Origin of the sequence: Streptomyces abyssomicinicus (assembly GCF_008974245.1) — a bacterium.
In the GTDB taxonomy this organism is placed as follows: domain Bacteria; phylum Actinomycetota; class Actinomycetes; order Streptomycetales; family Streptomycetaceae; genus Streptomyces; species Streptomyces abyssomicinicus.
This window is the reverse complement of the sequence record NZ_BBZI01000006.1, coordinates 1126537-1146671: the sequence shown is the minus strand read 5'-3', so window position 1 is coordinate 1146671 and position 20135 is coordinate 1126537. Positions and strand designations below refer to the sequence as shown.

The 20135-nt window shown below is 75.2% G+C and carries 18 protein-coding genes; 12 read left to right on the top strand and 6 right to left on the bottom strand.

The features are described from left to right. Positions 1-16 precede the first annotated feature (16 nt). A complete protein-coding gene (gene coaA / locus GBN72_RS12440) occupies positions 17-1009 on the bottom strand; it encodes a type I pantothenate kinase (protein WP_151771753.1) in 993 nt (330 codons plus the stop codon). A gap of 390 nt (positions 1010-1399) precedes the next feature. Between coaA and glmS the strand changes: the two genes are divergently transcribed. Beyond that, positions 1400-3310, top strand: a complete 1911-nt coding sequence (glmS, locus tag GBN72_RS12435; RefSeq protein WP_151771752.1) for a glutamine--fructose-6-phosphate transaminase (isomerizing) — start codon at positions 1400-1402, stop codon at positions 3308-3310. A 186-nt stretch (positions 3311-3496) separates the two neighbouring features. On the opposite strand, the gene GBN72_RS12430 is transcribed toward glmS, so the two are convergent. Both GBN72_RS12430 and GBN72_RS12425 read right to left on the bottom strand, forming a co-directional pair. Further along, a complete protein-coding gene (locus GBN72_RS12430) occupies positions 3497-5251 on the bottom strand; it encodes an insulinase family protein (protein ID WP_151771751.1) in 1755 nt (584 codons plus the stop codon). A gap of 14 nt (positions 5252-5265) precedes the next feature. Continuing rightward, positions 5266-6225, bottom strand: a complete 960-nt coding sequence (locus GBN72_RS12425; protein ID WP_151771750.1) for a hypothetical protein — start codon at positions 6223-6225, stop codon at positions 5266-5268. A gap of 191 nt (positions 6226-6416) precedes the next feature. Here GBN72_RS12425 and GBN72_RS12420 point away from each other — a divergent pair, with 191 nt between their 5' ends. The 5 genes from GBN72_RS12420 (at position 6417) to tsaE (ending at position 12017) form a co-directional block, all read left to right on the top strand. Next, a complete protein-coding gene (locus GBN72_RS12420; RefSeq protein WP_151771749.1) occupies positions 6417-6788 on the top strand; it encodes a holo-ACP synthase in 372 nt (123 codons plus the stop codon). 22 nt (positions 6789-6810) lie between these two features. Continuing rightward, positions 6811-8397, top strand: coding sequence for an NAD(P)H-hydrate dehydratase (locus GBN72_RS12415; protein ID WP_151771748.1), 1587 nt, complete (start codon positions 6811-6813; stop codon positions 8395-8397). A 490-nt stretch (positions 8398-8887) separates the two neighbouring features. Next, positions 8888-10054 carry an alanine racemase gene (gene alr / locus GBN72_RS12410; RefSeq protein ID WP_151771747.1) on the top strand — a complete coding sequence of 389 codons (1167 nt, stop codon included), beginning with the start codon at positions 8888-8890 and terminating at the stop codon, positions 10052-10054. 84 nt (positions 10055-10138) lie between these two features. Continuing rightward, positions 10139-11494, top strand: coding sequence for an alpha/beta fold hydrolase (locus tag GBN72_RS12405; protein ID WP_439959754.1), 1356 nt, complete (start codon positions 10139-10141; stop codon positions 11492-11494). Then, positions 11385-12017, top strand: coding sequence for a tRNA (adenosine(37)-N6)-threonylcarbamoyltransferase complex ATPase subunit type 1 TsaE (tsaE, locus tag GBN72_RS12400; RefSeq protein ID WP_281371655.1), 633 nt, complete (start codon positions 11385-11387; stop codon positions 12015-12017). The genes GBN72_RS12405 and tsaE overlap by 110 nt, the downstream gene beginning before the upstream one ends. Positions 12018-12266: 249 nt before the next feature. Here tsaE and GBN72_RS12395 read toward each other — a convergent pair whose 3' ends face one another. Next, positions 12267-12464, bottom strand: coding sequence for a hypothetical protein (locus GBN72_RS12395; protein ID WP_151771746.1), 198 nt, complete (start codon positions 12462-12464; stop codon positions 12267-12269). A 146-nt stretch (positions 12465-12610) separates the two neighbouring features. After that, complete coding sequence (locus tag GBN72_RS12390; protein ID WP_246212437.1) at positions 12611-13165, bottom strand: hypothetical protein; 555 nt, start codon at positions 13163-13165, stop codon at positions 12611-12613. A 147-nt stretch (positions 13166-13312) separates the two neighbouring features. Here GBN72_RS12390 and tsaB point away from each other — a divergent pair, with 147 nt between their 5' ends. The 6 genes from tsaB to GBN72_RS12360 all read left to right on the top strand — a co-directional run bounded on the left by tsaB (position 13313) and on the right by GBN72_RS12360 (position 17785). Next, positions 13313-13966 carry a tRNA (adenosine(37)-N6)-threonylcarbamoyltransferase complex dimerization subunit type 1 TsaB gene (gene tsaB / locus GBN72_RS12385; RefSeq protein ID WP_151771745.1) on the top strand — a complete coding sequence of 218 codons (654 nt, stop codon included), beginning with the start codon at positions 13313-13315 and terminating at the stop codon, positions 13964-13966. Between the two features lie 56 nt (positions 13967-14022). Further along, on the top strand, positions 14023-14529 hold the full coding sequence (gene rimI / locus GBN72_RS12380) for a ribosomal protein S18-alanine N-acetyltransferase (protein WP_151772016.1): 507 nt from the start codon (positions 14023-14025) through the stop codon (positions 14527-14529). Further along, the gene (tsaD, locus tag GBN72_RS12375) at positions 14522-15664 is read left to right on the top strand and encodes a tRNA (adenosine(37)-N6)-threonylcarbamoyltransferase complex transferase subunit TsaD (protein WP_151771744.1); all 1143 of its coding nucleotides are present in this window, start codon (positions 14522-14524) and stop codon (positions 15662-15664) included. Before rimI ends, tsaD begins: the two co-directional genes overlap by 8 nt. Beyond that, a complete protein-coding gene (locus GBN72_RS12370; RefSeq protein ID WP_151771743.1) occupies positions 15661-15918 on the top strand; it encodes a hypothetical protein in 258 nt (85 codons plus the stop codon). Before tsaD ends, GBN72_RS12370 begins: the two co-directional genes overlap by 4 nt. A 7-nt stretch (positions 15919-15925) precedes the next feature. Further along, a complete protein-coding gene (locus GBN72_RS12365) occupies positions 15926-16333 on the top strand; it encodes a DUF7919 family protein (RefSeq protein ID WP_151771742.1) in 408 nt (135 codons plus the stop codon). 609 nt (positions 16334-16942) lie between these two features. After that, a complete protein-coding gene (locus GBN72_RS12360) occupies positions 16943-17785 on the top strand; it encodes a hypothetical protein (RefSeq protein ID WP_151771741.1) in 843 nt (280 codons plus the stop codon). A 20-nt stretch (positions 17786-17805) separates the two neighbouring features. Here GBN72_RS12360 and GBN72_RS12355 read toward each other — a convergent pair whose 3' ends face one another. After that, entirely contained in the window at positions 17806-20127 is a 2322-nt protein-coding gene (locus GBN72_RS12355; RefSeq protein WP_151771740.1) for a beta-xylosidase/alpha-l-arabinosidase, read from the bottom strand. Positions 20128-20135 lie beyond the last annotated feature (8 nt).

The window sequence follows — 20135 nt, the reverse complement described above, 5'->3', positions numbered from 1 at the left end:
GACTAGCGGGCGGCGCTCAGAGTTTGCGCAGCCGCAGTCGCTGGACCTTGTGGTCCGGGCCCTTGCGCAGGACCAGCGTGGCCCGGCCACGGGTGGGGGCCACGTTCTCCGCCAGATTGGGCCCGTTGATGGTCCGCCAGGTGCGCCGGGCGTACTCCAGGGCCTCCTCCTCGGAGACCTGGGTCCACCGGCGGAAGTACGACTCGGGGTTCTGGAACGCCGTGTCGCGCAGTCGGCGGAAGCGGTGCAGGTACCACTTCTCGACGTCCTCCGGCTTGGCGTCGACGTAGACGCTGAAGTCGAAGTAGTCGGCCAGTGCCACCCGGGTGCGGCCGTCCTTGCCGGGGAGGGCGGGCTGCAGGACGTTGAGGCCCTCGACGATCAGGATGTCGGGCCGGCGGACCGTCAGCTTCTCACCGGGGACGATGTCGTAGATCAGGTGGGAGTAGACCGGCGCGGTGACCTCGTCCTTGCCGGCCTTGATGTCGGCGACGAACCGGGTCAGCGCCCGGCGGTCGTAGGACTCGGGGAAGCCCTTGCGCTCCATCAGCCCGCGCGCCTGGAGCTCGCGGGTGGGCAGCAGGAAGCCGTCGGTGGTGACGAGTTCGACGCGCGGGTGCTCCGGCCACCGGGAGAGCAGCGCCTGCAGCAGCCGGGAGACCGTCGACTTGCCGACCGCGACCGAGCCGGCCACCCCTATGACGAACGGTGTCCCCGACTGGGAGCCCTTCTCGCCGAGGAAGGTGTTCAGGGCGGACCGCAGGTTGTCCGTGGAACGCACGTAGAGGTTGAGCAGCCGGGAGAGCGGCAGGTAGATGTCCCGCACCTCGTCCAGGTCGATGACGTCGCCGAGGCCGCGCAGGCGCTCGACCTCCTCCGCGGAGAGGGGGAGCGGCGTCTTGTCACGCAGCGCGCTCCACTCCTGGCGGGTCAGGTCCACGTACGGGGTCGCTTCCGGCCGGGACCGGTGGGCGCCGCCTGAGGGCATCGGGGAGGCCGGAGAGATCACAGTCCATTGTTACGGGCGTCCGTCCGGGCCGCGGGGTGGGGTGCGTCACTAGGACGGCGGTGGCGGCGGCCGGGCCAGGCGGGAGCGGGGCGGGGCGGCCCGGGTCGGGCGCGGGTCAGACGCGGCTCGGGCGGGCGTCGGGCGGGCCTCGGGTGTGCTCCGGGCGTGTTCCTGGCGCGCTTCGGGTGCGTACCGGGTGCGTACCGGGCCTGACGGCCGCGGGGTCCTGGTCCGGCGCGACGGCGTCCTGCTGCCGGGTGCGGGGCGCGGGGTGCCGGGGGAGGCTCGTGGACCGGGGTGCCGGGGAGCCCCGTGGAGCGGCGTGCCGGGGAGGCCCGAACGGACCACGACCGGCCGCGCGGTCGTGGGGCCGCACCTAGGGTGGGGTACATGTGCGGAATTGTGGGATATGTGGGCCGTCAGGCGGCGTTGGAGGTCGTGACGGCGGGACTGCGGAGGCTGGAGTACCGGGGCTACGACTCGGCGGGCGTGGCGGTCCTCGCCGACGGCGTGCTGGCGACGGCCAAGAAGGCGGGCAAGCTGGTCAACCTGGAGAAGGAGCTCGGCGAGCGCCCCCTCCCGGCCGCCACAACCGGTTTGGGGCACACCCGCTGGGCCACCCACGGTGCGCCCAACGACGTGAACGCCCACCCGCATCTGGACGATGCAGGCCGGGTCGCCGTCGTGCACAACGGCATCATCGAGAACTTCGCGCGGCTCCGCGCCGAGCTGGAGGAACGAGGCCACCGCCTCACCTCGGAGACCGACACCGAGGTCGTCTCCCACCTGCTGGCCGAGGAGTACTCGGCGTGCGGCGGGCTCGCCGAGGCGATGCGGCTGGTGTGCCGGCGGCTGGAGGGCGCGTTCACCCTGGTGGCGGTCGCGGCGGAGGAGCCCGGGGTGGTGGTCGGCGCCCGGCGGAACTCGCCGCTGGTGGTCGGGGTGGGCCAGGGCGAAGGGTTCCTCGCCTCGGACGTGTCCGCGTTCATCGAGTACACCCGGGACGCCATCGAGCTGGGCCAGGACCAGGTCGTCGAGCTGCGCCGCGACGGGGCCGGCGGGCCGGACGCCACGGGCGGGACGGGCGGGGCGGACGGGACGGGCGGGGCGGTCGCGGTGACGGTGACCGGCTTCGACGGGCTGCCCGCCGAGGTGCGGGAGTTCCACATCGACTGGGACGCCTCCGCCGCCGAGAAGGGCGGCTACGACTACTTCATGCTCAAGGAGATCGCCGAGCAGCCCAAGGCGGTCGCGGACACGCTGCTGGGCCGGATCGACGGCTCGGGCCACCTCTCGCTGGACGAGCTGCGGATCCCGCCGGAGGAACTGCGCGAGGTCGACAAGGTGGTGATCGTGGCCTGCGGGACCGCCCACCACGCCGGACTGATCGCCAAGTACGCCGTCGAGCACTGGACACGCGTCCCCTGCGAGGTGGACCTGGCCAGCGAGTTCCGCTACCGCGACCCCATCCTGGGACCACGCGCGCTGGTGATCGCCATCTCCCAGTCGGGGGAGACCATGGACACCCTGATGGCGCTGCGTCACGCGCGGGAGCAGGGATCCAAGGTGGTGGCCATCTGCAACACCAACGGAGCGACCATCCCCCGCGAGTCGGACGCGGTGCTGTACACCCACGCCGGGCCGGAGGTCGCCGTCGCCTCCACCAAGGCGTTCCTGACCCAGCTGGTCGCCTGCTACCTGGTCGCCCTGTACCTGGGGCAGGTACGCGGCACCCGCTCGGGGGAGGAGATCCGCGAGCAGGTGCGGGAGCTGTCGGGGATCGGCGACGCGGTGGAGCGGGTGCTGGAGACGATGGAGCCGGTGCGGGAGCTGGCGCGTTCCCTGTCCTCCCGGAACACCGTGCTGTTCCTCGGCCGGCACGTGGGCCACCCGGTGGCACTGGAGGGCGCGCTCAAGCTGAAGGAGCTCGCCTACATGCACGCCGAGGGGTTCGCGGCGGGCGAGCTGAAACACGGGCCGATCGCGCTGATCGAGGAGGGCGTGCCGGTGGTGGTGGTCGTGCCCTCGCCGCGCGACCGGGCGGTGCTGCACGACAAGATCGTCTCCAACATCCAGGAGATCCGGGCGCGGGGCGCGCGGACCATCGTCATCGCGGAGGAGGGGGACGAGGCGGTGGTGCCCTACGCCGACCACCTGGTGCGGATCCCCGCCACGCCGCCGCTGCTCCAGCCGCTGGTGGCGACGGTCCCGCTCCAGGTGTTCGCCTGCGAGCTGGCGACGGCACGCGGGAACGAGGTGGACCAGCCGAGGAACCTGGCGAAGTCCGTCACGGTGGAGTGACGGCCCCCGCGGACGCGCCTCCCGTCGGCCGGGCTCCCGGAGCCTGGAGGACCGGGGCCCCGGGCCGTGGGCACTGGGCCTTGGGCCGTGGGTCGTGGGCCCCGGGCCCGGCCGACGGCCCGGGTTCCGCGCGACGGGTGTCGGGGCCCGTCCGCGCGGGTGCCGGTCGGTTCCTGCGGGTTCCGGTCAGTTCGCGGGCCGGGTGCGCCACTGCGACCAGGCCGCCAGGGCGAGGGGCAGCTCGAGTATCCAGACGCCCAGGATGACGTCGGTGTCCGGCACCGGCGCCACCAGCTCGTCCACCGTGAGGACCACGGCCAGCAGGCCGAACAGTGCCGTCGCCGTCCAGATCAGCCACCGCAGGAACGCCCGCCCCGGCGTGGACGGCCCGGCGGTGGCGGCCGCGATCCCGGAGCCGTGCGAGGCCCTCCGGGTACGCGTGGTCGAGCGCGGGCGGGGCCGGGGAACGTCCTCCCGCGGCGGAAGGGGCACGACCGCCCCCGGCGGCACCGCGGCGTCGATCGCCGCGATCCGCTCCGGGGTGACGCCCTTGAAGAGCGTCGGCTCCACCTCCACCCGGAAGCCGTCCGGCCCGGTGAGCACACGCGCCCCGTCGGGCCGGGCCGCCATCGCCACGCACCGGTCGTACCGGACGGTCACCGGCCCGCCCGGCATCGTCAGCGAGACGCCCTCGGCGCCGATGACCAGGGTGACCCGGTCGTCCTCCAGGGACGGGTGCCGCGTCCCGGCGACCGCCGCCTCGGAGAACTGGGGCGCCGACGCGCACCCGGCCCAGGCGAGGTCCTGCCCCGGCACCTGGACCAGGGCGGTGGACCAGGCCTCCCGGGCGACGTCGCGCACGTCCTCGACGGTCACGGCGGCTATCTGCTCCCGGTGCTGGTCGGGGGTCAGGATCTCGTGCCCCATCAGCAGGTTCAGCGCCCACGACGGCAGCGCGCGCGCCGCCACGTCGGGCCCGTCCAGCGACTTGAGCGCCTTGGCCTTCGCCGACTCGAGCTCCGCCGGTTCGATCCGTCCGGCCCGCAGCCGCGCCAGCACGTCGACGAACGCGCCGGTCACCGCGTCCTGCTTCTGCGGCAGCGCGTCCGCGAAGGCGGTCACGGTCGCCCACTCGGCGTCCCGGGGGCTGTAGTCGGCGTCCACCGCGTACGAGTAGCCACCCTCCTGGCGCAGTTCCCGGAAGAGCGCCCGCCCCAGCACGTCGGAGAAGACCGACGCGGCGGTGGAACGGCGCACCACGGCGTCGAGGACCACCTGGCCGTCGTCGCCCCCGATGTACGCGGGGGTCTGCGGCAGGGCGCTGCTGGGTGCCGGGGCGGGTATCCGGCGGCCGGCGGGCAGCGTCAGGTCCAGCCCGTCGGGAACGTGGTCGCCGGTGATCCAGAGCACCGCGTTGTCGCGGGTGAAACGGGTCTGCGCCCACCACCGGACCTCGTCCGGCGTCAACCGCCAGGTGCCCAGCTCGGAGTAGCTGGAGAGGCCGTAGCCCTGCGCGCCGTACCGCCACAGCGGCAGTTGCTGGTTGACGCCGCGGCTGCGGCCCGCGGCCTCCGTGCGCAGGATCTCCTTCTCCGTCTCCAGCCGCTCCAGAGGCAGGTCGCGGAGGGAGGCGCAGACGGAGTTGAGGTGCGCCACCACCTCGGTCTCGGTGCCGGTGACGTGGAAGAGGGTGAAGGCGTTGGCGGTGGCGCCGTTGTGGTGTGCGTCGCTCAGGCCGATGCGGTGCAGGGCCAGGTGCTCCACCAGGTGCGTGATGCCGGCGGTGGCCAGGGTCTCGTCCGCGCAGCCCACCCGGAAGAACAGGCCGGCGGTGATCTCGTTGCCCGCCTGCGGGGCGAACAGGGTCGGTATCCCCTGCGTGGTGGCGTATCCGGCCAGCTCCCGCAGGGCGGCGACCTGGGCGGTGGTGTCGACGGTCATGGTGGTGGTCCCCCTCAGCGCGCTGTCAGCGCGGCTCTGCGGTGCTTGGCGAACATCGCCTTCGGGTCGCCCAGGTAGTTCCAGGGAGACCTGCAGGCCCGGTCGCCGAGTACGGCGAAGTGACGCGCGGCGTCCTGGAGATGGCCGCCGAGCGAGAAGGCCATCGCGAACGTGTTGTGCGCCGATATCCAGTTCGCGTCCGGCCGGTAGGCCGGGTGCCACACCGACACCTCGGCGGCGAAGCGCAGATCGTCGCGGACCGGCACGCCCCGCATGTAGGCCTCGTCCTCCGAGGACGGCAGGTCGAGCCAGTGCTCGATGTGCGCGTCGGCCACCAGCACGGCGCAGTCGGAGCCGTCGGGCGCGGCGGACGCGCATTCCCGGGCGAAGCCGTGCGCCAGTTCCCAGGTGCCGCCCCACTTGGGGCAGAGCTGCTGGAGGAGCTGGGACTGCGCGGCGTGGTGGTGCGGGGAGACGGCGGCGAGCCGGTCGTGGCGGCGGCGGGCCTCCGACTGCCCGAGCTCCAGGCCACGCGCCGTGATCAGGCGGACGTACCAGGCCAGAGGGAACGCCGGCTGCTCGGCGCAGACGTCGATGAGGAGCTGCTCGGCCTTGCGCAGCCAGTCGTGGAACTTCCGGAACTGGTCGCGCGAGACGTTCCGGGCGCGGTCAGCGCTGCGGATGTCCCAGCCGATCACCACCTGCCGGTAGGCGAGGAGCGTGCGGGGCAGCGGGGCGGCCGGGTGCGCGGCCGCGGCCTCGGCGAGGAAGGACTCCACGCCCGCCGTCTCGCTGACCAGGACGGCCGCGTAGGTCTGGTCCGCGGGCGTACGGGCGTCGAAGAAGGCCTGCACGGCCGGCCAGCGGCGGCCGGCCACCGCGGTGCGCAGTTCGGCCATCTCCGGCAGGAGTTCGTACGGATCCAGACGTGGTGAACCGGTGACCGTACCGGTGCTCTGGTGGATGCTGCTCATCGGCCCCCCTGGACGCCGCGCGGATGTGTCGGGCGGACCGGCTGTGCGCCGTGTCCCCTTCGATTCGGTGACGTCGCAGGCTAACAGGGGGGCGGGGTCGTCCCGGAAAGTTATCCACAGGGTGGGTGCGGGCCCGGCCCCGTTGTCCACAGGGCCCGACGGGTGCGGCGTTCGTCCGTAGGCTGAGGGCCATGAGCATCATCGGCGTCGGAATCGACGTGGCCGAGATCGACCGGTTCCAGGCCGCTCTCGCCCGTACCCCGCACATGGCACAACGCCTCTTCAACGACAGCGAACTGATACTGCCCAGCGGCGAGCGCCGCGGCATCGCCTCACTGGCCGCCCGGTTCGCGGCCAAGGAGGCGCTGGCGAAGGCGCTGGGCGCGCCGCCCGGGCTGCAGTGGCGGGACGCCGAGGTGTACCTGGAGGAGAGCGGGCAGCCCCGGCTGCGGGTCTTCGGCACGGTCGCCGCCCGCGCGGCCGAACTGGGCGTCAGTTCCTGGCACGTGTCGCTCAGTCATGACGCGGGTGTGGCCTCGGCGGTGGTGATCGCGGAGGGCTGATTCCTGGGGAAGACTCGGCTGTATGCGAAGTGCCTACAGCGTGGAGACGGTACGTGCGGCCGAGCGGGAGCTGATGGCGAGGCTTCCCGAGGGCGCTTTGATGCAGCGGGCGGCCGCCGGGCTGGCCGCCGCCTGTGCCCAGGTCCTGGGCCGGACGGCGGGCCGGGTCTACGGCAGCCGGGTGGTCCTGCTGGTCGGCAGCGGCGACAACGGTGGGGACGCGCTGTACGCCGGGGCGCGGCTGGCGCGGCGCGGGGCCGGGGTGACGGCCGTGCTCCTCTCGCCGGAGCGGGTGCACGACGGCGGGCTGGCCGCGTTGCGGCGTGCCGGGGGACGGGCCGTCGCCGTCCCGGCGGGAGGCGGGGCGCCGCCGGGCGGCTCGGGCGGCTCCGGCGGCGGCGGTGGCCCGCGTGGCTCGGGCGCTGTGCCGGGTGACGCGGCGGGTGCGGGTGCGGATGCCGGACCGGACGAGGTGGCGCGGCTGGTCATGGCGGCCGATCTGGTGGTGGACGGGATCGTCGGCATCGGCGGTCGGGGCGGACTGAGGGAGAACGCCGCGCCGCTGGCCGGGCTGGCTGCCGCGTCCGGGGCGGCGGTGGTCGCCGTCGACCTGCCGAGCGGGGTGGAGGCGGACACCGGGGAGGTACGCGGCCCCGCGGTGCGCGCCGACCTCACCGTCACCTTCGGCACGCACAAGCCGGCGCTGCTGATCGACCCGGCGCGCGAGCACGCGGGCGCGGTACGGCTGGTGGACATCGGGCTGGACCCCTGGCTTCCCGAGCGGCCCGAGCTGGAGGCGTTGCAGCACGCCGACGTCGCCCGGCTGCTGCCCCGGCCGGGCGCGGAGAGCGACAAGTACCGGCGCGGCGTGGTCGGGATCGCCGCCGGGTCGGCGCGGTACCCGGGGGCGGCGGTGCTCGCCGTCGCCGGGGCACTGCGGGGCGGTGCCGGGGCGGTGCGGTACGCGGGCCCGGCCGGCCGGGCGGTGCTGGCGCGGTACCCCGAGACACTGGTGTCCGACGGGGGACCGCGGCGGGCGGGACGCGTGCAGGCGTGGGTGGTCGGGCCCGGCGCGGGGGACGACGCCGCGACGGTGGCGGAGGTACTGGCCGTCGCCGACGAAGCGCAGGTGCCGGTGCTGATCGACGCCGACGGGCTGCGGCTCGCCGACCGCGACGCGGTGCGGTCGCGGACGGCGCCGACGCTGCTCACCCCGCACGCGGGCGAGGCGGCGGCGCTGCTCGGGGTCGACCGGGTCGAGGTGGAGTCCGCGCGGCTCGACGCGGCGCGGGAGCTGGCGGAGCGGTACCGGGCGACGGTGCTGCTGAAGGGGTCGACGACGTTGGTGGCGTCGCCGCGGGGGGACGCCCCCGTGCGGGTCAATCCCACGGGGACGCCGTGGCTGGCGACGGCCGGCTCGGGGGACGTGCTGTCCGGGCTGGCCGGGTCACTGCTGGCGGCGGGGCTCTCCGCGCGGGACGCGGGAAGTGTGGGCGCCTACGTCCACGGCCTCGCGGCCCGGGGCGCGGCGGCGGGGGCGCCGCTCGCCGCGCAGGACGTCGCGGCGGCGATCCCCGGTGTCTGGCGGGACATCACCGCTCCCGCCTGACCCGACCCGGCTCGGGCCGACCCGACCTGGCTCGACCCGGCTCGGGCCGACCCGACCCGGCTCGGGCCGACCCGACCCGGCTCGGGTCGGGGGACCGCGCCTTGCCGGACCTGGCTCGGGTCGGGGCACCGCGCCCCGCCGGACCCGGCTTGGCCCGACGCACCGCGCCCCGTCGGAACCGGCTCGGGCCGGCGCGTCGCGGCCCTGGGAGGGCGGGCCGGTCCAGCGCATGGCGTCCCCGCAGGTACCGGTCCGATCCGGCGCACCGTGTCCCTGATGGGCGGGCCCGATCCGGCGCACCGTGTCCCTGATGGGCGGGCCCGATCCGGCGCATGGCGTCCACGAGCGGGCGGGCCCCACCCCGGCGCACCGTGTCCCCGGAAGGCCGGCCCGGCCCGGTGCGTCGCGCAGCCCCCGAGGGGGCCGCGGCCGGGGCTCGTTCGCGGGGCCGCCCGGTGGTGGGGCGGGGCTCTGTCAGACTGGGGGGACCATGAGTGAGAGTGTTCCGCCCCCTCCCGGCACCGCACGCGTCCGCGCCGAGATCGACCTGGACGCCCTGCGCGGCAACGTGAGGTCGCTGCGCGCACGGGTCTCCGGCGCCGCCCTGATGGCCGTCGTGAAGGCCGACGCCTACGGCCACGGCGCCGTCCCGTGCGCCCGCGCGGCCAAGGAGGCAGGCGCCGACTGGCTGGGCACGGCCACCCCCGAGGAGGCGCTGGCGCTCCGCGAGGCCGGCCTGCCGGGGCGGATGCTCAGCTGGCTGTGGGCACCCGGCGGCCCCTGGCGCGAGGCGATCGCCGCGGACGTGGACGTGTCGGTCAGCGACCCGTGGGCGCTGCGCGAGGCGGCCGACGCGGCCCGCGCCGAGGCCCGCCCGGCCCGGGTGCACCTGAAGGCGGACACCGGCCTCGGCCGCAACGGCTGCCAGCCCGCCGACTGGCCGGAGCTGGTCGCCGCCGCCCTCGCCGCCGAGGAGGAGGGCCTGGTGCGGGTCGTCGGCATCTGGTCGCACTTCGCCTGCGCCGACGAGCCCGGGCACCCGGCCACCGACGCCCAGCTCGCCCGGTTCCGCGAGATGGTCGGGTACGCCGAGGCGCGGGGCGTGAGGCCCGAGGTGCGGCACATCGCCAACTCGCCCGCCCTCCTCACCCGCCCCGACACCCACTTCGACCTGGTCCGCGCCGGCATCGCCACCTACGGCGTGTCGCCCAGCCCCGAGCTGGGCTCCGCGGCCGACCTGGGACTGCGCCCCGTGATGCGGCTCTCGGCCGACCTGGTGCTGGTCAAGCAGGTGCCCGGCGGCCACGGCGTCAGCTACGGACACCACTACGTCACCCCGGGCGAGACCACCCTCGGCCTCGTCCCCGCCGGATACGCCGACGGCATCCCCCGGCACGCCTCCGGCGTGGGCCCGTTGCTCGTCGGCGGCAAGCTGCGCACGGTCGCCGGGCGGGTCGCCATGGACCAGTTCGTGGTGGACCTCGGCGGCGACCGGCCGGAGACGGGCAGCGAGGCCGTGCTGTTCGGCGCCGGCGACCTCGGGGAGCCGACCGCCGAGGACTGGGCGCAGGCGTGCGGGACCATCGCCTACGAGATCGTCACCCGGATCGGATCCCGGGTGCCCCGGGTGTACGTGAACGAGGACCCCACCGGGTAATCGAACGGCAGAGGGCCTGACGCGCGCACGGCGGCAGGCGGTCCGCCGGACGATCCCGGGAGACGGGAGAAGAGGGAGCGCCAGGTGAGCGAGGAGAGCCCGGTGGTGACCGTTCCGGAGCTGGTGGTCGCCGCCACGGGGGTCGCCGTCCCCGCCCCCCGGACCTGGCGCCGCACCACCGGTCTGGCGGGCGCCGCGATCGGCGTGGTCGCCGCGGGCGCCGCCGCCGGGGTCGCCGTCGAACGCCTCACCATGGGCCGCGGCATCCGCCGCAGGGCCCGCCTCGCCCTGGAGGTCACCGGTCCCTACGGCACCCTGCGCGGCACTCCCGGCGTCGCGTACGCCGAGGACGGCACCGCCCTCCACTACGAGGTGGACGAGGAGCCCGCCCCCGCGTCCGACGCCGACCCGGCTCCGCGCCGCCGCCGGCTGTTCGGCGGCCGTCGCAGGCCGCCCGAGCCGGACCCGCCGGTGACCGTGGTCCTCAGCCACGGCTACTGCCTGAACCAGGACGCCTGGCACTTCCAGCGCGCCGCCCTCCGCGCGGCCGGCGTTCGCGCCGTGTACTGGGACCAGCGCGGCCACGGCCGGTCCGGGCGCGGCCCCGCCCCCGACGGGCGGTCGGCGCCGGTCACCATCGACCAGCTGGGCGGCGACCTCAAGGCCGTCGTCGACGCCGCCGCACCGGTTGGGCCGCTGGTGCTGGTCGGGCACTCCATGGGCGGTATGACGGTGATGGCGCTGGCCGACCGGTTCCCCGAACTGGTCCGTGAGCGGGTCGCCGGGGTCGCCCTGGTGGGCACCTCCTCCGGCGGGCTCGGCGAGGTCCACTTCGGGCTGCCGGTCGCCGGGGTGAACGCGGTGCGGCGTTTCCTGCCGGGTGTGCTGCGGGCGCTGGGGCAGCGCGCGGAGCTGGTGGAGAAGGGGCGGCGGGCCACCGCGGACCTGTTCGCCGGGATCATCACCCGCTACTCGTTCGCCTCCGCCGAGGTCGACCCGGTGGTCACCCGGTTCGCCGAGCGGATGATCGAGTCCACGCCGATCGACGTGGTCGCCGACTTCTACCCGGCCTTCGACGAGCACGACAAGACGGCGGCACTGGCCCGTTTCCGCGGACTGCCGGTCCTGATCGTCTCCGGTGAGGACGATCTGGTCACCCCGGTCGGCCACAGCGAGACGATGGCGCGGGAACTGCCGGAGGCGGAGCTGGTGCGGGTGCCGGACGCCGGGCACCTGGTGATGCTGGAGCACCCCGAGGTGGTGAACGCCCGGCTCGCCGAACTCCTCACCCGCGCGGGAGCACTGCCCGGGGCGGCTACCGTGTCGTCCCATGGAAGCACCCGCGGCACCGCACAACCCCAGCGACCAGAACCTCAGCGCCCAGAATCGCAGCGCCCGGAACCCCAGCGCCCAGGACCCCAGTGCCCAGGACCGCAGTGAACCGAACCCCGGCGGCCCCGGTGACCCGGCCGGCGGCAGGCGGACGCTGGAGCTGACCGTCCACTCCGCCCAGGAGATGCTGGACCTCGGCCGCCGTCTGGCCGGGCTCCTGCGCGCCGGCGACCTGCTGATGCTCACCGGTGAACTCGGTGCCGGCAAGACCACGCTGACCCGAGGCCTCGGCGAGGGGCTGAACGTCCGCGGCGCGGTCACCTCACCGACCTTCGTGATCGCCCGGGTCCACCCCTCCCTCGGCGACGGACCGCCGCTGGTCCACGTCGACGCCTACCGGCTGGGCGGCGGGCTGGACGAGATGGAGGACCTCGACCTGGACGTCTCGCTGCCGGACTCGGTCGTCGTCGTCGAGTGGGGCGAGGGCAAGGTCGAGGAACTCACCGAGGACCGGCTGCAGATCCTGATCGCCCGGGCCACCGGGGACACCGACGACGACGTGCGGCGGCTGACCGTCACCGGTCTGGGCGACCGGTGGGTCCGGGCCGACCTCGACGCCCTCAAGCGCTGAGCAGGCCGCGAACGACCGGCCGGAGCGCAGCCGGACCGGAGCGGTGCTGGACCGGAGCGCGCCGGGCCGGGGCGGCGCTGGATCGGGGCGGTGCCGCGCCGGATCGGTTCCGCTCAGGAGCGGTGCCGCCGGAGGGGTGCTGAACCAGAACGGTGCTGAACAGAGCGGTGCTGAACAGAGCGGTGCTGGATCAGGCCGGATCTGGACCAGGCCGGATCTGGACCGGAGCGGAGCTGGGCCGCGCCGGGGCTACGCCGCCTCGCGGGCCGTCCGGCCGTCGGCCGCGGTGCGCTCCGGGCACGGGGGGACGGAGACCGCCCGGGCCGCCGCGCAGGAGGCGAGCAGGTCCCGCATCGACACCGCGGCCGCTCCACGCGCCACCGCGTCCGCCGGCGCGGCGGCCGGGTGCTGCTCCGCGGGGTCGGGGCCGGCTACCGGAAAGAGCATGACGCCTCCTGGAATCCCGAAGGGCGGGCGTGGTTAGGTAGACCTAACCACGCCGTCCGGGCGCCGCGCAATATCTTCCCGACGCGGTGTCGGAAACCCGGTGCGCACGTGCGCACGCACGGCGGACCCCGCGACGGGCGGCCCGGTCACCGGACCACGACCACCCGCGCGCCCAGGACCGCGAAGTCCCACACCGCCAGGCCGTCCGGCCCGGCCTCGCGGATGCCGCCGGTGCCCGGGGCCGGGCTGCCCGCCACCGCCGTGCCGGCACGCGGCGCGCTGAAGCCGATCACCACGCCCTCCACCTCCGCGAAGCGCACCACGTGCTCGATGGGAGCGCCGTCCGCGCCGACGCCGTGCCGGGAGCGCGAGGTCACCGTGTACCGGCCCGGCGCCGGGTCCACCGCGCCGGGGACCACCCGGAACACCCGGCGGACGCCGCCGCGCGCGTCCACCAGCCACACCCGGTCCTGCTCCAGCGAGTAGACGACCCGTTCCCCGGAGCCCGAGCGGGCGGGCAGGCCGCGCGGGCCCGGCCGTTCGGGCGCCGCGACCGCCTCGGTGGCCTCGGCGGCCGCGGGCGGGCCCGGTGAACGCAGGGCCGGCGGCACGTTCGCGTTCGCCTGGAGCCCCAGCACCACCACCGTGGTCAGCGCCGCCCCCGTCAGCATCGCCACCAACACCCCGCTGCGGACCGCCACCGCCGGTCTCCCTCGCTCGTCGGCGCGTTCGTCACCGCGCCCATCGCCGTCACTCTTCGGAGTCGGATATGAGCGTGACGTTAGCAGTGAGGCGCCCGGGAGCCCTGCGAGGCCGTGCCACGGGCCCTGGAGCCGTAGGCTGTTCGCGTGCTCTTGCTCGCTCTGGATACCGCAACCCCCGCCGTCACCGTCGCCCTGCACGACGGGACGGACGTCGTCGCCTCGTCGGGCCAGGTGGACGCGCGCCGCCACGGAGAGCTGCTGCTGCCGGCCGTCGACCGCGTCCTCGCCGCCGCGGGCACCGGGCTCGACGCCGTCACCGGCATCGTCGTCGGCGTCGGCCCCGGTCCGTACACCGGACTGCGCGTCGGCCTGATGACCGCCGACACCTTCGGCATGGCGCTCGGCGTCCCGGTCCACGGTGTGTGCACGCTGGACGGTCTGGCCTTCGCCGCCGACCTCGACGGCCCCTTCGTCGTGGCGACCGACGCCCGGCGCAAGGAGGTCTACTGGGCCCGCTACGCCGACTCCCGCACCCGCCTCACCGACCCCGCCGTCGACCGCCCGGCCGACATCGCGGAGCAGGTCGCCGGAGTGCCCGCGGTCGGCGCGGGCGCGCTGCTCTACCCGGACGCCTTCCCCGACGTGCACGGACCGGAGCACGTCTCGGCCGCCGCGCTGGCCTCGCTCGCCGCCGAGCGGCTGGCCCGCGGTGAGGATCTCGCGGCGCCGCGCCCGCTCTACCTGCGGCGGCCGGACGCGCAGGTCCCCAAGAACTACAAGGTGGTCACCCCCCGGTGAGCGCCACGGGCAACACCGCCGTGGGCGCCCCCGTCCCCACCGTCGAGCTCCGCGAGATGCGCTGGTGGGACATCGACCCGGTGCTGAGGCTGGAGAAGGAGCTGTTCCCCGAGGACGCCTGGTCCCGGGGCATGTTCTGGTCCGAACTGGCCCACGCCCGCGGCCCGGGCGCCACCCGTCGGTACGTGGTCGCCGAGACCCCGGAGGGCCGGCTGGCCGGTTACGCGGGTCTCGCCGCCGCCGGCGACCAGGGCGACGTGCAGACCATCGCCGTCGCCCCCGGCCACCAGGGCACCGGCCTCGGCAGCCGGCTGCTCGGTGAACTGCTGCGCGCGGCGACCGACTTCGAGTGCCACGAGGTGATGCTCGAGGTCCGCGTCGACAACCTCCGCGCCCAGCGGCTCTACGAGAGATTCGGCTTCGAGCCCATCGGCTTCCGCCGCGGCTACTACCAGCCGGGCAACGTCGACGCCCTCGTGATGCGCCTCACCGACCCCGCATCCGCCCCCTCCTCCGCCGCATCCCCCGCCTCCGCTGCACAAGGAACCCGGAACCATGGCTGACCTGCGGGACGAACCCCTCGTCCTCGGCATCGAGACCTCCTGCGACGAGACCGGCGTCGGCGTCGTCCGGGGCACCACCCTGCTGGCCGACGCCGTCGCCTCCAGCGTCGACGAGCACGCCCGCTTCGGCGGCGTCGTGCCGGAGGTGGCCTCCCGGGCCCACCTGGAGGCGATGGTCCCCACCATTCAACGGGCGCTGAAGGAGGCGGGCGTCAGCGCCAAGGACCTCGACGGCGTCGCGGTCACCGCCGGCCCCGGTCTCGCGGGCGCGCTGCTGGTCGGCGTCTCCGCCGCCAAGGCGTTCGCCTACGCGCTGGGCAAGCCGCTCTACGGCGTCAACCACCTGGCCTCGCACATCTGCGTCGACCAGCTCGAGCACGGGCCGCTGCCCGAGCCGACCATGGCGCTGCTGGTCTCCGGCGGCCACTCCTCGCTGCTGCTGTCGAGCGACATCACCTCCGACGTACGGCCGATGGGCGCCACCATCGACGACGCGGCCGGCGAGGCCTTCGACAAGATCGCCCGGGTGCTGAACCTCGGCTTCCCCGGCGGCCCGGTGATCGACCGGTACGCCAAGGAGGGCGACCCGACCGCCATCTCCTTCCCGCGCGGCCTGACCGGCCCGCGTGACCCCGCCTACGACTTCTCCTTCTCCGGCCTCAAGACGGCGGTCGCCCGCTGGATCGAGGCGAAGCGGGCCGCGGGCGAGGAGGTGCCGGTGCGGGACGTCGCCGCGTCCTTCCAGGAGGCCGTGGTGGACGTGCTCACCCGCAAGGCGGTGCGCGCCTGCAAGGACGAGGGTGTCGACCACCTGATGATCGGCGGCGGTGTGGCCGCCAACTCCCGGCTGCGGGCGCTGGCCCAGGAGCGGTGCGAGGCGGCGGGCATCCGGCTGCGGGTGCCGCGGCCCAAGCTGTGCACCGACAACGGCGCGATGGTCGCCGCGCTGGGCGCCGAGATGGTGGCGCGGGGACGGGCCGCCTCGGCCTGGGACCTGTCGGCCGACTCCTCCCTCCCGGTGACCGAGCCGCACGTGCCCGCCCCCGAGGGCGCCGCCGCGCACGGGCACGGGCACACGCACGCGCACTCCCACGACCATGTGCACGAGCTCTCGAAGGAGAACCTGTACTCGTGACCGTCGCACTGATGTGGGAGGCCCGGGCGCCCGAGGGCCGGGGCGCGGAACTCCTCACCTGGGCCCGCTCCCAGCCACTGCCCCGCGACCCCGCACGCCGGGAGAGCTTCCGGGCGCCGCGGGACCGGGTCCTGGTCGTCACCTGGTGGGACGCCGAGCCGCACGAGCCGCTGCCCGAACTGCCCGACCCGCCGGGCGGACTGACCTCGCGGCCGGTGCACCGGTGGCGCTTCGAGTCGCTCGGGGCGGAGTGACGGCCGGGTGACCTACTACGCGGACCTCACCCCCTACACCTACCTCCCGCCCGGCGGGCCCGGCACCGGGACGCCGCCGCCCTGGCACGGGCTGCCGCTGCTCAACGTCGGCTGGCTGAGCGCCGCCCGCGGGTACCGCAAGGGCACACCGCCGCCCGAACTCGCCGAGACGCTGCGGGAGATGACCCGCAGCAACCGGGCCCAGCAGACGCGCGGCTTCCACCTCTGCCCCTGGTGTTCGATGCGCCTGCTGCGCGCGGGCCCCGAATGTCCGCGCAGCAGCGCCGAGATCAGGGTGGTGGGTGACGACGTCGCCTACGCGGCCCCCGAGTTGATCGCGCACTACGTCGAGGCGCACGAGTACCTGCCGCCGAACGAGTTCGTCCACGCAGTCCTCCGGGGCCGTCAGGGCTGAACGTTCGTCCTGTGTTCCGGCCGTTGTCAGTGGCGGGTGCGAAGATCTCGGCAGGTGCTGTCGAAGGCCCGGACGGAATACCGGGCCGCCCGTAAGGGGGTCGGCGATGTGGGACGAGCGGAGCACGAGTCGCGATCGCGAACCGGTGCTGCTGCGTGACGTGCTGGCGGAGGCCACCGCCGCGTTGCGGGAGGCGTCGCGGGCGGCCGAGGTCGCGCCGCCGGCCCCGCGGTGCGGGGAGTGCGGGGCGGAGACCCGGCGGTCGCGCGCGATACCGGGGCGGCGGGCGCGCGCCGGCGCGGACGCCTCCTGCCCGTACCGTACGGCCGCGTAGAGCCCGTCCGGCGGTGTGGCCGTGGGCCGCGGGCAGGTGGTCGCGGGCAGCGGGCAGCGGGCAGCGGGCAGCGGTTCGCGGGCAGTGGGCAGCGGTTCGTGGGCCGCGGGACCCGGCCCGGTGGCCGAGGGGTGCCCGGCGCGGCCGTTCGGGGGACCCGTCCAGGCCGATCAGATGATTGATTACCCCGCCTGGCCCATCCGCCACGAGTGACGCGGGCCGCCCGGGGTCACAGCTCTCTCGCAGAACGACCGGAACGAGACGCGGGAGAGCAGATGACCTCTGGGCGCAGAAGGCAGCGGAACCACCGCGCCGTGTGGATCACCGGCGGTGTGTCCGCCTCACTGGCCGTGGCGCTGACCTGGGGCGCGGCGGCGGGCGCGGTGGCCGCGGAGCCGGCGCGGGGTGCGGCGCCGGGTGCGGCCGCTCCGCTCCCGGCGGAGAGGTGCGAGGACGATCGGGACCGGTGGGACGAGGACGGCCGCGACCGGCGGGACGAGGACGACCGGGACCGGCGGGACGAGGACGGCCGCGACCGGCGGGACGAGGACGGCCGCGACCGGCGGGACGAGGACGGCCGGGACCGTCCGTGGGACCCGGGCCGCAGGGGCGAGGGACTGGCCTCGTGGTTCTCGATGTGGGGCCTGGGCGACCGCGCGGTGCACGGCTGCGACGGCGAGTGGGACAGGTGCCGGGACCAGTCGCGGCCGCGGCCCGAGCCGCTGCAGGGCGGCGACCGGGTGGACGCCGCCCAGGGCAGGGAGAGTGTGCGCCCGCTGTCCGCCGCGGCGGCGGGGACGGCCGCGGGGCCCGGCGCACAGACGGGTACCGCCCCGCGCGACATCACGCGGGGCGGTACCTGTGAGACGAGGGACGGGCTCACCGAGGCGGTCGGCGACATCGTGACGGTCCCGGCCGGCGGGAGCGCCACCAGTGTCGCCGTCTGCCCGGACGGCATGACCGCTGTCTCCGGCGGCTGGTCCACCGTCGAGCCCGGCCTGGTCCAGGGGGTCTCCCAGCGACTGGGCTCCGACAGCTGGCGGGTCGTCTTCGACAACCCGACGGCCGAGGAACTCAGCGGGATCGCCTTCGCCTACTGCGCCGGTGAGGAGGAGTAGGCGAGGGCGGTCCCAGGCCGTCATTCGGCCTTGCTGACCTCCGTCGGGCAGAGCAGCTCCCGGTCGTGCCCGACCACCCGGGTCTCACCGTTCAGGGTGAGCGGGAAGACGTGCCGCACGTCCGCCGAGGAGGCGGCGAGGCGCAGTTCCAGCCTTCCGGGCTCGACCACCCGGGTGCCGGCGCGGCCGGTGAACGACGCGAGGTCGGCGTGGAACCGGAAGGTCACCCGGCGCGCCTCGCCGGGGGACAGCTCCACCCGCTGGTAGCCGATCAGGCGCATGTCCGGGCGGGTGACCGTGGCGACGGGGTCGTGCAGGTACAGCTGCACCACCTCGGTGCCGGCCAGGTCGCCGGTGTTGCGCACGGTCGCCGACACCTCGTAGGTGCCGTCGGTGCCGATCTCGGCGCCGGAGGCCGGGGCCTCGAAGACCTCCCAGGCGAAGGAGGCGTACGACAGGCCGTGGCCGAAGGGGTAGAGCGGCGTCGGGTCGAGGTTGGTGATCTCGTTGGCCAGGCCCAGCGGCGGCTGGAGGTAGGTCCAGGGCTGGCCGCCCGGGTCGCGCGGCACGCTGATGGGCAGCCGGCCGGACGGGGAGACCCGCCCGGAGAGCACGCCCGCCACCGCGGATCCGCCCTCCTCGCCCGGGAAGAAGCCCTGGACGACACCGGCGAGCCGGTCCGCCCAGCGGCCCAGCGCGTACGGCCGGCCGGTGAGCAGCACCAGGACGACCGGCTTGCCGGTCTCCAGGAGCGCGTCCAGCAGTTCGCCCTGCACGCCCGGCAGGGCGAGGTCGGCGGCGTCGCAGCCCTCACCCGAGGTGCCGCGGCCGAAGAGCCCGGCCCGGTCGCCCAGCACGGCGACGACCACGTCGGAGGAGGAGGCCAGCGAGGCGGCGTCCGCGAACCCGGAGGTGTCGGGGTCCTGGGTGTCGCATCCGGCGGCGAACTCCACCGTGGCGTCCGGGAACTCGCCCCGCACTGCCTCGAGCACCGTGGGGATCTCCACACCGAGTTCGACCTCGGGGTGGTGCGGCAGCACGTGGGAGGGGAACGAGTAGCAGCCCAGCATCGCCATCGCGTCGTCGGCCCGCGGACCGACCACGGCGATGCGACGGCCCGCGGAGGGGCCCAGCGGCAGGGCGCCGCCGCCGTTCGCCAGCAGCACCACCGACTCCTCGGCGATCCGGCGGGCGAGCGCGCGGTTGCCGGCGGAGTCCAGGTCGAGGGAGCCCTTGGGCTCCGGCGACCAGCCCTCGTCCAGCAGGCCCAGTTCGCACTTCTGCAGCAGCACCCGGCGTGCGGCCCGGTCCACCAGCTCCTCGGAGACCCGGCCCGCGCGCACCTCCTCCACCAGCGGCTTGCCGTAGCAGCGCAGGGTGGGCAGCTCGACGTCGACGCCCGCCTCCAGCGCCACCCGGGCGGCGTCGCCGAGGCCGTCCGCGACCCGCTGGAGGCTCTCCAGGAAACCGACGCCGAAGTAGTCGGCGACCACGGTGCCGGTGAAGCCCCACCGCTCCCGCAGCAGGTCGGTGAGGAGGGTCGCGTCGGAGTGGGAGGGAACGCCGTCGATCTCCGTGTAGGCGGCCATCACCGATCGTGCCCCGCCGTGCCGCAGTCCGTGCTCGAACGGAGGCAGCGTCACGTCGGCGAACTCGCGCTCGCCGGCGCGCACCGGGGCGTGGTTGCGGGCGCCCGCCGAGGAGGCGTAGCCGGCGAAGTGCTTGAGGGTGGCCACCACACCGGTGGACTCGAGGCCGCGCACGTACGCGGAGGCGACCGTGCCGACCAGGTACGGGTCCTCGCCGATGGTCTCCTCGACCCGGCCCCAGCGCAGGTCGCGCACCACGTCCAGCACGGGCGCGAGGCCCTGCTGGACGCCGGCCGCGACCAGGTCGGAGCCGATGCGGCGACCCAGCTCCTCGACCAGCTGCGGGTCGAAGGAGGCGCCCCAGGCGAGCGGCACCGGGTACGCGGTGGCACCCCAGGCCGTGAACCCGGCCAGGCACTCCTCGTGGGCGACGGCCGGGATGCCGAACCGGTTGGCGGCCATGATCGTCCGCTGGGCCCGGGCGAGCGCGCGGGCGCCCTCGTCCGGGGCGATCGGCGCGGTGCCGTAGGAACGGGTGATCTGGCCCAGGCCGTGGGTGATCACCTCGTCCCAGTTCCAGTCGGTGGCCATCTCGTGCTGGTGGGGGGCGACGCCGGCTTCCGCGTCCGTCGAGGCGCCGACCCACACTCCGTAGAGCTGTGCGGCCTTCTCCTCCAGGGTCATCCGGGAGAGAAGATCCTCGACACGGGCTTCGGCGGGCAGTGCGGAATCGCGCCAGGGGGCGGTCATGATGCTCCTGA